At 44.5% G+C, this 15,858-nt stretch carries 14 protein-coding genes; 5 read left to right on the forward strand and 9 right to left on the reverse strand.

The features are described from left to right. Positions 1-16: 16 nt before the first annotated feature. From AC0J2X_RS13110 to AC0J2X_RS13125, 4 genes are all read right to left on the reverse strand, one after another. Entirely contained in the window at positions 17-514 is a 498-nt protein-coding gene (locus AC0J2X_RS13110) for an alpha/beta hydrolase (protein ID WP_014947828.1), read from the reverse strand. A 56-nt stretch (positions 515-570) separates the two neighbouring features. Beyond that, the gene (locus tag AC0J2X_RS13115; protein WP_014947827.1) at positions 571-3,669 is read right to left on the reverse strand and encodes an efflux RND transporter permease subunit; all 3,099 of its coding nucleotides are present in this window, start codon (positions 3,667-3,669) and stop codon (positions 571-573) included. 21 nt (positions 3,670-3,690) lie between these two features. Beyond that, positions 3,691-4,836: an efflux RND transporter periplasmic adaptor subunit gene (locus AC0J2X_RS13120; protein ID WP_014947826.1), complete on the reverse strand. Its 1,146-nt coding sequence runs from the start codon at positions 4,834-4,836 to the stop codon at positions 3,691-3,693. Positions 4,837-5,152: 316 nt separating this feature from the next. Continuing rightward, positions 5,153-5,824, reverse strand: a complete 672-nt coding sequence (locus tag AC0J2X_RS13125; protein ID WP_472996079.1) for a DNA-J related domain-containing protein — start codon at positions 5,822-5,824, stop codon at positions 5,153-5,155. Positions 5,825-6,020: 196 nt separating this feature from the next. Between AC0J2X_RS13125 and AC0J2X_RS13130 the strand changes: the two genes are divergently transcribed. Continuing rightward, a complete protein-coding gene (locus AC0J2X_RS13130) occupies positions 6,021-6,737 on the forward strand; it encodes a DUF1499 domain-containing protein (protein WP_014975331.1) in 717 nt (238 codons plus the stop codon). A gap of 74 nt (positions 6,738-6,811) precedes the next feature. Here the strand turns inward: AC0J2X_RS13130 and AC0J2X_RS13135 are convergent, their stop codons facing one another. Together AC0J2X_RS13135 and AC0J2X_RS13140 are read right to left on the reverse strand one after the other, a co-directional pair. Further along, positions 6,812-7,129 (reverse strand): DMT family transporter, encoded by a 318-nt coding sequence (locus AC0J2X_RS13135; RefSeq protein ID WP_014947823.1) that lies wholly within the window; start codon positions 7,127-7,129, stop codon positions 6,812-6,814. A gap of 115 nt (positions 7,130-7,244) precedes the next feature. Next, positions 7,245-7,847, reverse strand: coding sequence for a LysE/ArgO family amino acid transporter (locus AC0J2X_RS13140; protein ID WP_472996080.1), 603 nt, complete (start codon positions 7,845-7,847; stop codon positions 7,245-7,247). A 177-nt stretch (positions 7,848-8,024) separates the two neighbouring features. Between AC0J2X_RS13140 and AC0J2X_RS13145 the strand changes: the two genes are divergently transcribed. Beyond that, positions 8,025-8,909 (forward strand): ArgP/LysG family DNA-binding transcriptional regulator, encoded by an 885-nt coding sequence (locus tag AC0J2X_RS13145; RefSeq protein ID WP_039226907.1) that lies wholly within the window; start codon positions 8,025-8,027, stop codon positions 8,907-8,909. 41 nt (positions 8,910-8,950) lie between these two features. Here AC0J2X_RS13145 and AC0J2X_RS13150 read toward each other — a convergent pair whose 3' ends face one another. From AC0J2X_RS13150 to AC0J2X_RS13160, 3 genes are all read right to left on the reverse strand, one after another. Next, positions 8,951-10,498 carry a GGDEF domain-containing protein gene (locus tag AC0J2X_RS13150; RefSeq protein ID WP_239302028.1) on the reverse strand — a complete coding sequence of 516 codons (1,548 nt, stop codon included), beginning with the start codon at positions 10,496-10,498 and terminating at the stop codon, positions 8,951-8,953. Between the two features lie 208 nt (positions 10,499-10,706). Beyond that, the gene (locus AC0J2X_RS13155; RefSeq protein WP_041693652.1) at positions 10,707-11,894 is read right to left on the reverse strand and encodes a diguanylate phosphodiesterase; all 1,188 of its coding nucleotides are present in this window, start codon (positions 11,892-11,894) and stop codon (positions 10,707-10,709) included. Between the two features lie 150 nt (positions 11,895-12,044). Further along, complete coding sequence (locus tag AC0J2X_RS13160) at positions 12,045-12,353, reverse strand: hypothetical protein (RefSeq protein WP_014975326.1); 309 nt, start codon at positions 12,351-12,353, stop codon at positions 12,045-12,047. 224 nt (positions 12,354-12,577) lie between these two features. On the opposite strand from AC0J2X_RS13160, the gene AC0J2X_RS13165 reads away from it, so the two are divergent. From AC0J2X_RS13165 to AC0J2X_RS13175, 3 genes are all read left to right on the forward strand, one after another. After that, a complete protein-coding gene (locus AC0J2X_RS13165; protein ID WP_014947817.1) occupies positions 12,578-13,045 on the forward strand; it encodes a hypothetical protein in 468 nt (155 codons plus the stop codon). A 137-nt stretch (positions 13,046-13,182) separates the two neighbouring features. Continuing rightward, positions 13,183-13,854, forward strand: coding sequence for an OmpW/AlkL family protein (locus AC0J2X_RS13170; protein WP_239302032.1), 672 nt, complete (start codon positions 13,183-13,185; stop codon positions 13,852-13,854). A 177-nt stretch (positions 13,855-14,031) separates the two neighbouring features. Next, a complete protein-coding gene (locus AC0J2X_RS13175) occupies positions 14,032-15,846 on the forward strand; it encodes a cation:proton antiporter (protein WP_239244778.1) in 1,815 nt (604 codons plus the stop codon). Positions 15,847-15,858: the final 12 nt, after the last annotated feature.

A 15,858-nucleotide genomic window follows, 5' to 3' on the forward strand; every position in this document is an offset into this window, starting at 1 on the left:
GCTTACCGATTCATCATTAGTATCGAAATTTTTCCAACCAATTTCTGAAAAACGGAGAAATAACAGATTTGCTATTCGCTAGGCGATGGCCGTCATTAAGTAATAAGAGCTGAGCTTTTTGATGGCGCGCGTACTTTAAGCTATTTTCGATAGGCACGATATCGTCATTCCAGCCGTGCACTAAGCTCACATAGCCGTCGTAGGGGAACCGTTGAATTTCGTAGTTTGGCAAATACAGTGCAGGAGCCATAAGGAATACCCCTCGTGCCGAGATTTGGCTTGCTGCGGCAAGTGATACATAGCCACCCATGCTTGAGCCAACCAGAACAACATCATTGCACTTTTCAGCAATAAACTCTTTAAGCCGCGCTAGGCGAGCTTCCGGGCAGTCGAGATCTTGATAATCAATACTCTCGACGCCAAAACCCATATCGCTCGCTACATTTGAAAGCGTTGTTATTTTACTGCCCCATGGACCGCTTTCTTTGCCGTGAGAAAAAACAACGGTGGTCATTACCGATATCCCTATTCAAAAATGAAAAGTTTTTCCCACTCTAGCGCACTTGCTTGTTACTTGTCTTCCCTGTGAAAGAGTTTTTCTACCAGCACATAGAACATAGGCACGAAGAAAATCGCCAAGAAAGTAGCGGCGAACATACCACCCATAACCGCAATACCTATTGCATTTTGGCTCGCTGCGCCTGCTCCGCTAGCTAGTGCTAACGGCGTTACCCCCAAAATAAACGCCATTGACGTCATTAGAATTGGGCGGAAACGCTGAGAGGCAGCATTTGAAACCGCAGTCATTAAATCTTCGCCGTTTTCGTACTGCTCTTTTGCAAATTCGACAATAAGAATAGCGTTTTTCGCCGCCAAACCTACGGTAGTCAAAAACGCTACTTGCAGGTACACATCGTTCGGCAAGTTGAAAATAAACGCAGCGGTTACCGAGCCAAGAATACCCAAAGGCACCACCAACATAACGGCGAATGGTACAGACCAGCTTTCGTACAGGGCCGCTAAGCACAAGAAAACAATCAAGATTGAAAGTGCATAAAGCATAGGCGCTTGCGAGCCTGCTTCCTGCTCTTCATAAGATAGGCCTGACCATTCAATTGCAAAGCCTGGCGGTAACTGCTCAACCAATTTCTGCATTTCAGCCATTGCTTCACCCGAAGAGATACCTTCAGCAGCACTACCTTGAATATTGACAGACGACACGCCGTTAAAACGCTCTAACTTAGGTGAGCCATAAACCCATTCAGTGGTCGAGAACGTGTTAAACGCCACCATCTCGCCGTCGCTGTTGCGAACAAACCACTTATCCAAGTCTTCAGGGGTCATGCGATGAGGCAAATCTGCCTGCATGTAAACACGCTTAATTCGACCTTTATCAATGAAGTCATTTACGTAGCTGGACCCCCACGCTATTTGAAGCGCGTTATTGATCTCACTTAAATTCAATCCAAGTGCCGACGCTTTCTCGCTATCAATATTGATTTTAAATTGAGGTACGTCACTTAAACCATTGGGGCGAACGCCAGCCAGCTTTGGATTCTGCGCTGCCATGCCCAACAGCTGATTACGCGCATTCATCAGCGCTTCGTGACCATTTCCACCACGGTCGACAAGCTGCATATCAAAGCCCGTTGCATTACCTAGTTCCATGATAGGCGGAGGCACTATAGGAAAGGCTGAGGCATCTTGAATTTGGCTAAACGCGCCAAAAGCTCGGTTCATCACTGCAAACGCAGAATTATTTTCGTCTCTTACGCTCCAGTCGTTGAAGTTTAAGAAAGCCATACCCGCGTTTTGCGCCTGACCCGCAAAGCTAAAGCCCACAACCGCGAACATGCCGTTAACCGCGTCTTGTTCTTGTTCAAGAATATAGTCTTCCACTTGCTTGATAGACTCGAGCGTACGGCCAGCTGTTGCACCAGGCGGTGTGCTTACCAACACCATCATACGCCCTTGGTCTTCATCTGGAAGAAACGCGCCAGGAAGCTGGCTGAAAATAAATGCCATACCACCTACCAGCAAACCATAAACAACGAAATAGCGCTTAAAGCGTTGCGCCATGTGAGTTGTTGTCTTTTGATAGCGATCGCGGCCTTTGTTAAACGTGCGGTTAAACCAGCCAAAGAAGCCTTTGTTCTTGTCATGGTTTTCCGGATGCTTTTTCAATAACGTGGCGCACAAAGACGGTGAAAGGACAATGGCGACCAATACCGAAAATGCCATAGCCGACACGATAGTAACCGAGAACTGACGATAAATAGCGCCTGCTGAGCCGCTGAAGAACGCCATTGGGATAAATACCGTTGAAAGCACGGCCGCAATACCAACAAGTGCACCTGTGATTTGAGTCATCGACTTTTTAGTGGCTTCGGCAGGTGAGAGACCTTCCTCTTCCATAATACGTTCAACGTTTTCCACCACCACGATGGCATCATCTACGAGCAGGCCGATAGCAAGTACCATAGCAAACATGGTTAGCACGTTAATACTAAAGCCAAATGCCAGTAGCACAGCAAAGGTGCCGAGCAATACCACAGGTACCGCAATGGTAGGAATCAACGTTGCACGCCAATTTTGAAGGAACAGTAGCATCACCAAGAATACCAGTACTACCGCTTCAATAAGCGTATGTACTACCGACTCGATAGAAAGCTCGATAAAAGGAGAACTATCAACCGGGTAAACCACTTTAACTGTATCTGGCAAATTCGAGCGCAGTTCTTCAACTCGGGCTTTTACTGCCTTAATGGTATCTAGTGCGTTCGCGCCAGAGGCAAGGCTTATCGCCATACCTGATGCAGGCTTGCGATCGTACCGAACAATAACGTCGTAGCTTTGCGCACCCAGTTCAACACGCGCAACGTCACGCACGCGAACCTGTGAACCATCGGTATTTACACGAAGTACGATGTTTTCGAAATCTTCAACGGTTTGAAGGCGACTTTGCGCTTGAATTGTCGCGTTAATTTGCTGATTTTCTATTGCAGGCATACCACCTAGTTGACCAGCAGACACATCTGTATTTTGTACCTGAACAGCGCCTTGAACGTCAGTAGGTGTAAGATTGTAGCTGTACAGTTTATCTGGATCTAACCATATACGCATTGAACGCTGCGCACCGAATACCCGTACATTTCCCACACCATTAACACGGGAAATCGGGTCGCGAAATTGAGAAACTAACAGGTCGCTCAGGTCATATTGCGTCATTGAGTCGTCTTCAGAATAGAAGCCAACTGCCAATGCAAATGCGCTATTTGCTTTAGTTACGGTTACCCCTTGTTGCTGTACTTGAGTAGGCAACAGTGGCAGTGCACCCTGCACCTTATTCTGGGTTTGTACTTGCGCAATATCAGGGTCAGCACCAGGCTCAAAAGTGAGCGTAATAGACATGCTGCTGTTCGAACTGCTTGCCGAGAAATAACGTAGGTTATCAATTCCCGTCAGGCTTTGTTCTATTACCTGAGTAACCGAGTTCTCTACGGTTTCTGCAGATGCTCCAGGATACGTTGCTGAGATAGTCACCGAGGGCGGTGCCACCTTGGGATATTGTTCAATGGGGAGTGAGGTAATTGCCAACACACCCGCCATCATTGTGATAATTGCCAGCACCCATGCAAACACGGGCCTGTCTATAAAGAAACGAGCCATATTACTTAAGTCCCTTGTTTGCTATCGTGAGCCACGTGATGATGGTTGCCACTCTGACGGATTAACTTTCGCGCCAGGCTTCACCTTCTGATATCCAGTTACAATTACCTTTTCGCCTTCGCTCACACCGCTTAGGGCAACATATTGGTCTCGATAGATTTTGCCTATTTCCAAAGTACGGCCTTCAACTTCGTTGTTTTGGTTAACAACATAAACTGAAAGCGAACCGTCTGGTTGGCGTGTCGTTGCGCGTTGAGGAACAAGCAGCGCATTTTCGCGTCCAGTAATGACGTGGCCTTTCACAAACAAGCCAGGCAGCAATACACCATCTGGATTTGGCATTTCAGCACGAAGTGTTACCGACCCAGTGGTCTCATCAACCGTTACCTCAGAAAATTTAACGCTGCCTGTTTGGTCGTAACGCTTGCCTGTTACTTCATCTACCGTTAATTCAACATCCATTGAGCCTTGGTTTCTCATTGACTGACGAAGCGTAATAATTGACGCACCTGACTCCTGCATATCAATGAAAACTGGGTCAAGCTGTGTAATGGTTGCAAGTTGCTGAGATTGGTTCGTAGTAACAAGGGTACCTTCAGTAACAAAAGAGCGGCTAATACGTCCGCTAATTGGGGCGTACACTTTGGTGTAACCCATGTTAACCTTCGCTACGTCAACAGCTGCCTCAGCTACGCTAATTGCCGCTTGCGCTTGATCTTTCTGAGCAATTACGTCGTCATATTCTTGTTTGCTTACCGCGTTTTGCGCAACAAGGTCGTCATAGCGTCGCGCCTTTGCTTCCAACGTTTTAAGGTTCGCTTGAACACTTTTCAAATCGGCTTTTGCGCTATTTAACTGTGCTAGATAACGGGCTTCGTCAATTTGATAAAGCTGCTGTCCTTTTTCTACATGTGCGCCTTCTTCAAACAAGCGCTCCGTAATAACACCATCTACCTGAGGACGCACCTGAGATTGACGAGACGGGCTTACTCGGCCCGGTAACACCATTTCATGTACTACAGGTTCTTGTTTCAGTGTAACTACCGATACTGAGGGTGCAGGCATACCTTGCTGAGCACCTTGCTGTGCTTGCTCGCCTTCATTCGAACACCCAATAACGCCGACAAGGGTTATTAATGCTGCAGTAACATAAAAAATGCGACTCATAAATTTTCTATTTCCCAATAACTTTTTGTACAGAACACGGCCTTTGCTCTGCATATCCAATTTTAAAATTAAAGCTTATTGCTTCCGGTGCACCGAATTATCTAGCGCATTTCAAAGCCTGAAACTGCGATAATTGGTTTTGAAGTGGCATAGTTAAGCGATCATTGATACGGATCTACGCTCTTATAGGTCATATTGTGCGCATTTATAGATGATAATAAAAGTCAATGAAGTTGAAATTACTGAAGTTGTCGGTCAAATACCTGAGCGTGTATACGTTATACGAATAAAGCGAAATCACAGCGCACTTAACGTTCTATTTTAACGAATAATAACCCAGCAATAACTGGTAGGCGTGAATGACGTCTTGGGCTTCCTGTTGCGTTCCTCCCTTATCAGGGTGAACCAACTGCAGGGCTTTTTTATATACTCGTTTTAGTACCGACAAAGAAACATGTTCATCTTGGGGCAGGCCCAGAAGCGCGTGGGCATCAGAAATATCTTCCTGCTCAAAGGTGTGCGCGTTTCCTGAGGCCATGCGATGCCAAAACGCATTGAGCAGTGCATCTACACTTTTTCTGTCGGCCTTCTCAAAATTGCCCCAGTCTAAGTAGTATTCAGCTAAGGCATCAGCTTCGGTTATTGCTCTAACCTTATCTTGGCTTTCTTTATCATTGTCGCTGTGGGCACTTTCTTGGTTTAGCTTAATATTAAGAGTATGAATGTCTAGCACGCCTTCGCCCTGCTCTATCCAACTTCGTTTAAGTTGATAAAGGGCGTGAAACACAATGAAATGGGTTTTAAAGAGCATTAAAGGCTCTCGTAACGAAGCGTCATCAAAAAAGTGATATGGCGCTTTTTTCAAAATATCAATGAGCTCATACTCGCTCACACCACGTTGAAAAAGCGGCTTTTGTGTCGATAACACATCAACAAGTAGTTCGGCTTGAAGCACGTAAGCTTCGCTGGCATCAGGCTGATTTTGCAAAACTAATTACCTTGCTTTAAATAGGGTTCATCCAGGGCCTGCTGGTCTTTGATGTACGTTAAAGACCAACAGCCCTAGTGTACAAACATGTTAAATATTGGCCTAGTACCGATTTTATTGCTAGAAAGTAATCCAAAACGCAACGTTCACTGTTAAAGTAGCTTAGTAAAAATAAAATAATAACTTTGGAGTTCACTTGAAAGCACTCATTGCCCTTACCAGTATTGTCGGTTTTCTTATGGTGGTATTACCCGGCCCCCTTTATCAGTATGCCGGTGTGAGTTTAGGCACCGCATTTACTTCACTGCGATTTGGCGTGTATGTGGGCGGCGCAGCGTTGATACTCATTATTTTGCAGGTTTTGATTAACCGTAAAAACGTTAGCTGGGGAAGCACCTTTATCTGTGCCATTCTTGCCCTGGTTGCTGTAGGAATGCCGGTGAGCATGATGAGCAAAGCCAGCGCAGTTCCTCCGATCCATGACATTACTACCGATGTCACTAATCCGCCGGAGTTCGTTGCAATTGCTCCGCTACGCGAAGGTGCGCCTAACTCCATCGCTTACGAAGGCGGTGAAGTCACTAAGCAGCAACTAGAAGCTTACCCTGAAATTAAAACTCAATTGCTGCCGCAACCTGCAAATGAGGTCTTCATCGCTGCAGAAAAAGCCATAGAGGCGCTTGGATGGGAACGCGTTAATGAAGGCGCATTGCCGAACACCTTAGAAGCCACCGACACCACAGCGTGGTTTGGTTTTAAAGACGACGTAGTTATTCGTCTAACCGCTAAAAGCGACGACACACTGGTTGATATCCGCAGCAAATCACGAGTAGGGAAAAGTGATTTAGGCAAGAATGCTGAACGTATCGAAACCTTTATGGCAGAGCTTAGAAACCAACTTGGATATCACTAAAATCTGACCACCCGCTTAAAAAACAAAGCCCGTTCGCACTAAGCTAACGGGCTTTTTTGTAATTGGACCTAACTTTAGTGGGCCAACTTTAAGACAACGACTCCTGCAACAATAAGCGCTACGCCGAAATATCGTGCCAATGACGAGGGGTCGCCATAAAACATAACACCCACTAAAAATGTGCCCGCGGCGCCAATTCCTGTCCACACAGCGTACGCCGTTCCAATTGGAATTTGTTTTTGCGCCATCCATAAACAAAAACCACTGGCAGCCATAAACCCAACCGCAAGTAAAATACCCATTACGCGGGTTTCCGCCTCTTGTGACATTTTTAGTCCAACAGGCCAACCTATTTCCAGAAGGCCCGCCACAATCAAATAAATCCAGCTCACCAGTCTATCCCTCTCTTCGCGCTCATCGTCAACTATCACAGATGCGTAGCGTACCGTCTTAAATCATAAAGCGTACTCGACGCGTCGTAATATTTTGCTATTTAGCGCTTTTGCCTTACAAACTCGCCAACTGAATACTTACCATACCTAATACCGCAGCATTAAGACGGTTAAACCAACGCCAGAAATTAGGGCGCTGCATATGGTGCGCAAAACGTGCGGTTAAGGTACTCAAACCGACGAACCAAACTACAGATGCACCAATAGCTCCACCCACAAACCACCATTTATTTTCTTGCCACTGACTCGCTAAATTTCCCATCAACAATAAAGTGTCTAAGTAAAAGTGGGGGTTTAACCAAGTTACTGCCAACGCAATCAGCAGTGCTTTTTTGAACGACAGTTGCTTTTTCGCCATTTCTAAAACAAGCGCGTCGTTGGCCAAAGATGATTTTATTTTGTTAAAAGCAATCCACAGTAAGAACGCAACACCAGCCCGTTTGGTGATAGACACCAGCATTGGGTATTCCTGCAATAGCAAGCCAAAGCCCATCGCTCCTAAGCTTATTGAGATAGCATCGCTTAGGATAAACAGCAGGACAAATAAGGTTGTCCACTGTCGCTTCATCGATTGCTCAATCAAAAAACTGTTTTGTGCGCCTACTGCAATAATTAGGGTACCGCCCATCACGAAACCACTTGTTGCTGCCGCCAACATGATAAATGCCTCTTAGTGTAAATAAGTTCAAACGCCGTAGCTGTAACGCGGTTTAAGGTTACATGCTGAATAATTGGCTTGATTTTATACACCTTGAAAGACTAAATTAAATTAATGATATTTGTTTTGAATAAGCAAAATTAATACTTATAACCTTCTTTTCACAGGTAGTCATCAATGTTGGATTACGACGCGCTTCGATGCTTTCATGAAGTGTTACGCTACGGCGGATTTGAAAAAGGTGCACAGGCCCTAAACCTCACCCAGTCGGCGGTATCGCAAAAAATAAAACGGCTAGAGCAGAGTGTCGGCGGCCCAGTGATGGTTCGCACCAAGCCGCTTCGCGCTACGCCACTGGGAAAAGAGCTGCTGGCGCATATTCAAAAAGTAAGCGTATTAGAAGAAGCGCTGAATATACAAAGTGGATTAGAAGCGTCGGCTGCACCTATAAGCGTTGCCGTGAATAACGATGTGCTGGCTACCTGGTTCTCGCAAGTAATGGCCGCGTTTAGTGATAAGCGTGCCAACCCGATTCATATTGTTAATGCGGATCAAACTCAAACCCGAGACATATTACAGCAAGGCCGTGTAATGGCTTGCATTAGCCAAACAGGTACACCCGTTACCGGTGGGCAATCTATAAGACTGGGAACCATGCGCTATCAACTTTATGCATCGCCTCGCTTCATTGAGCGATACCTGCATAAAGAAATATCCCCCCAGAGCGTGATGAGTACACCGGGTTTGCTGTACGACGAATACGATGTGACTTTGCTGACTGATTATCAACGAGAGTGTTTAAACATAGCCCCCTCTTTTACAACTTGTCATTGGTATCCATCGTCTCATGGCTTTGTCAAAATGGCGCTAGATGGCGTGGTGTGGGCTTTGCTACCCACGCTTCAAGTTGAACAAGAGGTTAACGAAGGCGATCTCGTTCCGTTATTTCCTCAAAAAGAGCTTGGTGTACCGTTATTTTGGCATTGGACAACCCTTGAATCGGCAGCGCTTGCCGACTTGACCAAAGCCGTAAAGAATATAGCGAAAGCGCAGCTTAAATGATCCTAATACGCTGCGTGTGTGATACGTTGCTGCAAGGTTAATTAAGAAGACGCCAATTGAGCCGTTTTATGCTTCTCCTTAACGCTGTACATCAGTTTATCTGCTTTATTTAACAGAGTGGTGAGATCTTTGCAGCGTTCATTTGTGATGTATGTGCCTACGCTTGCCGTAACAGAAATAACAACGTTATCGGTTCTAATATCCCTTTCCAGCAGACTGGCTTCTATGCGCGCAGCCAAGCGCTCAGATTGTCCTTCACTGTAACAGTGGCTTAGCACCACAAATTCATCGCCGCCAAGGCGCCCTACTGCATCTTGGTCTCGGCATCGGCTCAGCAGAATTTTAGCAATAACCTGCAGCACCTTATCGCCACAATGGTGCCCATATTGATCGTTAATCTCCTTGAAGTTATCAACGTCGATAAATAGCAAGGTTAAATACCCTCCTTCCTTGTTGAAGTTAGTAAGCAGGCTTTGTGCTATTCCTTCCCATCCACTACGGTTTAGCACTTTACACAAGGAATCTGTAGACGCACGTTTGAATGCACTTAGCCTGTCGTCATCGAGCTTTTTTACCTTTCTCGACGTGGCAATAGCAAAAATAAACGCTTCAATAGTTATTCCCACAATAAGTCCGTAGCGGTACATAAACGCTGACACGTCTGAAAAAACCAATCGAAACATCATGGAAAACACCATGACAGCAATACCCATTAATACTAAGTTTGAGCAATGTACTTTGCGGTAGGCGGCGTAAACACAGCTTGATAGCGTACAGGTCATTGTTATCAGCGTGATAAGACTTAGCGTACTATTTACTCTCATCGCATCAGAAGTGGACAGAATGATCTGCACAAATGAAAGTGCCAGTGCCGAACACGCCATTCCCAGAATAAACTGGCGCTGCCATACTTTTAGCAGTGCTTTGAAATCGAGTAGTTGATCAAGAAACTTTACCGCAGCAAATACCGTGATCCCTGCGAATAACAGATGCAGTTTAAAGTTCGAGAAAAAGGCGACATGGGGAAACGCAATGTTCAGTAACCCTTCTTGAAGCAAAAAGAAAATTGCCGCACTGAGCACATAGAAACTGTAGGAGTAAAAGCCGTAGTTGCGCATACTCGTTCCCAGCATTCCTACGTACAAGGTTAACGCTAAGCAAAAGCCGATGAACAAGCTTAATGTGAAGGTATGTATTGACGCCAACGTCTGAAAATCATTTAACGTAGCGATATTTAGCCTGACAGGTCGCTGTACCTGAGAGTTAATATCCAAAAATAGACGCTTATGGGTATTATCTATTGCATAGGACTCAAATGCGCCGGTTAACTTGGGGACTTTTTGCATCTCGCTGTCATACAGCTGATTATAAGAAAGGTAGTTTCTTGGGAAATAGAGAACGTGAGTCGCGTTGACGTCGCAGCTTAACGAAAGTCGCTGTGCACCTTCTTTAAGTACGATAGACAGAGCACTATCGGTATCAGTATCAGAAGTACCATTTTCAGCATTAATGACGCACGCTGCATTGGCAAACGTGCCGAACGTCAGCAAAATCAACCCAAACAACAAGCGAACAAAATTACGCGACACTCCACATGCCATAGATTTGCTTCCTACTGGTACCGCAGCTAAATCCGTGTAGCAAAAATATCCCTGTACGGCTATTACACAAAGATGAGTTATGAGTATTTATATTCTGGTATAAAAACTCACACCCATTAAGCTTAGTTTAAAAATGTGAGAACGCTGAAAAATATCCTGCGGAATGACAAGAAATGTATATTTTTCCTATGCGGAGTTAGCTGCTAGCGCCGTCGAAGGAAAAATCAATACCACTAACACCATTTAATTTGGGCTTTGCGAACAAGAACCCCTGAAATCTTTGTACACCCGCATGTTGCAACCACAGCCACTCATCAATCGTTTCGACGCCTTCTACCACCAAGGGAATTCCCATAGAGTTGGCAAACTCGAGTACAGCCTCGGTTATTGCTTGTCGATGCCCGCTTTCGTGAATGCCTGTCGTTATTTTTCTATCTAATTTAATTTTGTCTGGTGTGAAGTCTGCGAGTAACGATAACCCTGCGTACCCTGCGCCGAAGTCATCTATAGCGACTCTCATGCCTCGTGAACGGATCTGCTCAATTGCTTGGTAAAATGTGTCACTTTCGCTGATTATTTCTGTTTCGGTAACTTCGATAACAAGCTGCTGTGGTTTCAATTTATTGCGTTTAACCAATTCGTGAAGGTAGTCTGCGACGTTGACGGTGGAGGTAATCGCTCCGGGGCATAAATTGATGGATAAAGACTGGTCTGAAGATAGCAACGCAGCGCCTTGCTTAATTGCTATAGCTTTGCTTTTTAGGTCAAAATCGTACTTTTCCGGCCCAACCAGCTCCTCCAAAATAGTCTCAGGGTATCTCCCATCGTTACTTCTGATTAGGGCTTCAATTGAAGAGACACGAGCTCTGTAGGTATCCACAATAGGCTGAAAGGCAAACTGAATGTCAGAGTTTTCGAAGGGTTTAACTGCTTTCTCTGACGTCGTAACGTTAGCTCTTACGTCTTTGCGCGCGTTATCACTTAAACAAGTTCGCCATTTCCCAGAAGCAAAGCTGTTGAGAAGCGCAAATATCCGGCTTTCCCGGCTAATATTAATGTCCGAAGGTAACCAATAGCAGCGGCTTCCTTCTGCGACAGAAAGCGTTCTTAAATGCCAATCTCCAAAATCGCGTTTGTGAATGACCATTTCGGTCACTTTCATAATGTTGCTGTGACGACTGTCTGTTTTTATATGTTCGAAAAGCGCGTTTACCTTCTCACAATCTCCTTCAAGCACTTGAAAGAAGTATTCCCCATCAAACAAAAGAATACCTGTAATGTGGTTTTTCGCATTAAATGGCAGTGAATCGTTTGTTATTTTAAGAAGTTCATTTTCATCAATTTTTACCGTCGACTGACTTCTGTAAACTAACTGCTTAAGCACGGGTTGCCTCTTGTTAAACTTTGTTTTCATCCCTGCTTCGAACTAGCTGCAACCTCTTTTTACAGCTTTCTTTTCATAGTGTGGGGCAAAGTATAGTCTTAGAAACGAGAATCTCGCAAAGTCGGTTTAGGTAACTTTGCTTAACTTGAATTAACGTCTTTCAATTGCGGGAATCTCAATATATGCATCGGGATCAGATTCTTTTAGGGCATTAAGTTTACGTTTTCTTGTCGCTCGCTCATCAATAGTTTCACCAAAAACCTGTACATGTAAGTCGGCAATCAGCGCCTTGCCCTGTTCATTGGTAATTATCCCTAGAAGCTCGCCAGCGTGCATAAACCCTTGTACCCGATATTTCTCAGCATCGACCTTTTTACCGTTTTTGCTGGCTGTATAAAGCGCGATAAGCTGTTCGGTACAAGCATCTAAAAAACGTACCTTCTGTTTCTCATCAATCATTATTTTATTCTTTCCTTCGGTGGCTTGTATTCAAACACCTTAGCGAGATTTTGATGTTATGGGTAGATGTAAGCTTAACTATGCGCCTAACGCCGACTAAGTTAGGCCTATCGATTACTTCAACTAAAGTTCATTGGTGAAATAGCCATTTGATGCCTACGCTCTCATTAGTGCTAGAAAGAAACTTTCTAGGTAGTCACCGTTAAATTTATGTGAGCATCACTATGCGAGTTCAAATAGCGTTAGGCTTGGTTGCGGCCTTAGTATTTGCCCCCGTTGTTGTTGCAAAGGGAAATGCTCATCATTGGGAAACGTCACCCCATCATTTATCTGCATTGGTAGGTACCACTTACACAAAAGAGTGCGGAAACGCTTTTACACTAGGTATCGATTACGAATACCGTGTGAGCGACTTTTTAGGCGTAGGCTTTGTGGCTGAATACGCGTTTGAAGACTTAGACGCTTACACCTACCTGCTTGTTGCTGACCTGCACATTACCAATAATTTTATTGCACAAATAGGCCCCGGCGTTGAGTTTCACGGCAGCCATAAAATGGAGGTGGCCCGGTTAGGCTTTTTGTATGAGTTTGAAGTATCGGGGGTTACCATATCGCCGCAGCTTCATTACGACTATCATCGAAATCATAAAAGTGCAGTGGTTGCTGGTCTGGCAATTGGTATGTCGTTTTGATTACAGCGCAATTCTGCGCCGTTTTTAGCTTTTTATATGACGAAGGCTTTTAATCTAACGTTAATCTTCTAGAAAGTTCTTTTTAAGTAAGTCTGTTTAGTCTTATCTGTGTTCAATTATCAGACTGAGAGACTACGATGAAAAACTTAGCTTTAGCACTAACCGCCCTTCCCTTTATTGCTTCAGCATCCAATGCAGTTGCATTTGAAAAAGGCGACATTCTCGTCCGAGGTGGCTTTGCCACGGTTGCACCTGATGAATCGTCTTCAAACATTAACGTGGGTGACGACTTGGGCTTTGGCCTGACCATTGATAACAACACGCAATTGGGCCTCACCGCGGCCTATTTCATCACGGATAGAGTTAACGTAGAAGTATTAGCCGCAACACCGTTCACACATGACGTTAATTTCGCTATCGATAACCCATTAGGAACAGGTAACCAGCTAGGCGAAGTAACCCACCTTCCGCCCACAGTGACGGTTAACTATTACTTTAACGATCCATCAAGTGTTTTTCAGCCCTATGTGGGTGCAGGTCTAAACTATACGTTTATTTATGACGAGCAATTTACGGGAGCTAATGAAGAGGCAGGGCTTAGTGACTTATCTCTTGATAACTCGTTTGGCTTAGCCGCACAAGCGGGAATAGACTATCAGTTAAGCGAAAGATGGTTTTTGAATGCCGCCGTTCGTTGGATAGAAATAGACACAGAAGCAAGCTTCAACCTAGGTGATACCCGGGGCTCTGTGAGCGCTATTGAAATAGACCCCTTTGTCTATGCTATTTCGCTAGGTTACCGGTTTTAGGTAACCGTTTAATGCGTAGGCAGTTATGAGTGGAAACCCAGTCTTGAGCTGAGAAGCCTAAAATAAACAAAAGCTAATCTACGACTTAAGTTTTTATTCATTGAGTTTATGGATAATGTACAAGACTCTGCTAACGCTAATTGTGACTTTTCAATAGTTATCGGCGTCTTGAGTGTTATGAATAACAAACTTGAGGCGTCTATGCATAATTTAGAGCCTATTTTTTTACTTGTTTTAATTGGCTTTTTTTCTATCGCGAGTCAGCTAATAGCCTATCGATTGCGCCTACCTGCGATTTTGTTCTTACTGCTTTCAGGCCTGTTTATGGGGCCAGTAAGCGGCATTTTTAACCCCGATGCGGTATTCGGCGATTTGCTGTTTCCGATTGTTTCTTTATCTGTTGCCATAATTTTATTTGAAGGTGCGTTAACCTTAAATCTTCAGGAACTTGGCAACCATAAGAAAACCGTTATGCGGTTATGCTCATCAGGAGCCATCCTTTCTTGGTTGATTGTAGCGCCTGCTGCATATTATCTAATGGGTTTAACGTGGGAATTAGCCTTTCTATTCAGTGCTATCGTGACGGTAACGGGCCCTACTGTGGTAATGCCCATGATACGCGCCGTTAGACCATCTAAGAATGTTGCTCAAATCTTAAAATGGGAAGGCATTGTTATCGACCCAATCGGTGCTATTTTGGCTGTACTGGTATTTGAATATATTGTGTCTCAGCAAAATGCGTTGAGCCACACGCTGCTTGTTTTCTTTAAAACTGTGGCGGTTGGTATTTTCTTCGGCTTGGCAAGTGGATATGTATTGTCCAAAGCAATCAAGCGAGGATACATTCCTGAATATTTGATCAATACATCTGTGTTGATTTCCGTGCTCATTAGTTTTGAAGCATCAAACTTGCTTGCGCACGAGAGTGGATTACTTGCTGTTACCGTAATGGGTATGTTTTTAGCCAACAAACGTGACATAAAAGTAGACGATATTGTAGAGTTCAAAGAGACCCTTTCCGTACTGCTTATTTCTGGGTTATTTGTCATCCTTGCCGCGCGAATCAAGCTAGAGGAATTATATGCGATTGCTCTTCCAGCAACGCTTTTACTTCTAGTGATGATTTTTATAGCAAGACCGCTCAACGTGTACTTTTCTACAAAGCGCTCGTCGTTAATATGGCAAGAGAAATGGCTGATATCTTGGATGGCACCGCGAGGCATTGTGGCTGCCGCAGTATCTGCGTTATTCGCTATTAAGCTCGACATGATTGGCTACGCAAACGCCGACATTCTTATTACTCTGGTCTTCTTTGTTATTGTGTTTACCGTTACGTTACAAAGCTTAACCTCTACGCACATAGCCAAAGCACTAGATCAAAGAGAAGAAGCTGCTAAGGGTTACCTTATCTTTGGCGGCGGTCACTTCGCGAGAATGCTGGGCAAAGAATTGATGTCGTTGGGCTACACAGTAAAGATTGCTGATACGAACTGGGAATCCATTTGCGCTGCAAGAATGGAGGGAATACCTACTTATTTTGGAAACCCAAGCTCTGCACACGCAATGAGGACAATGGATTTAACCGGCATTGGCAACGTACTGGTCATGTCTAGTTATAAACATTTAAACCCCATTGTTACTCAGCACTTCCAGTATATTTACGGTGATGAACACGTGATGGGCATTAGTCACAACGATCAAAAGGGATTTGAAGGCCATTCTTTGAGCGAACATTACCTGCAATCTTTGGGATTATTTGGAGACACAACTTACTCCAAACTGGCTAGCCAGACTTCCAAAGGCGCGGTGATAAAACGCACTGCATTAACGGCCTGCTTTACGTTTGATGACTACAAAGCCAAGTATATGAGTCAGTTTACCGCGCTTTTCTTTGTGGACTCAAAAGGCAAGCTTACTGCATTTAAGAGTAAAGAGAGTACACCTCCCGGTGAAGGTTGCCAGATTATTAGCCTAATTAGCCAGATGGGTTAAAAGAAGAGCAAA

It is taken from the genome of Alteromonas sp. R7, assembly GCF_055755235.1.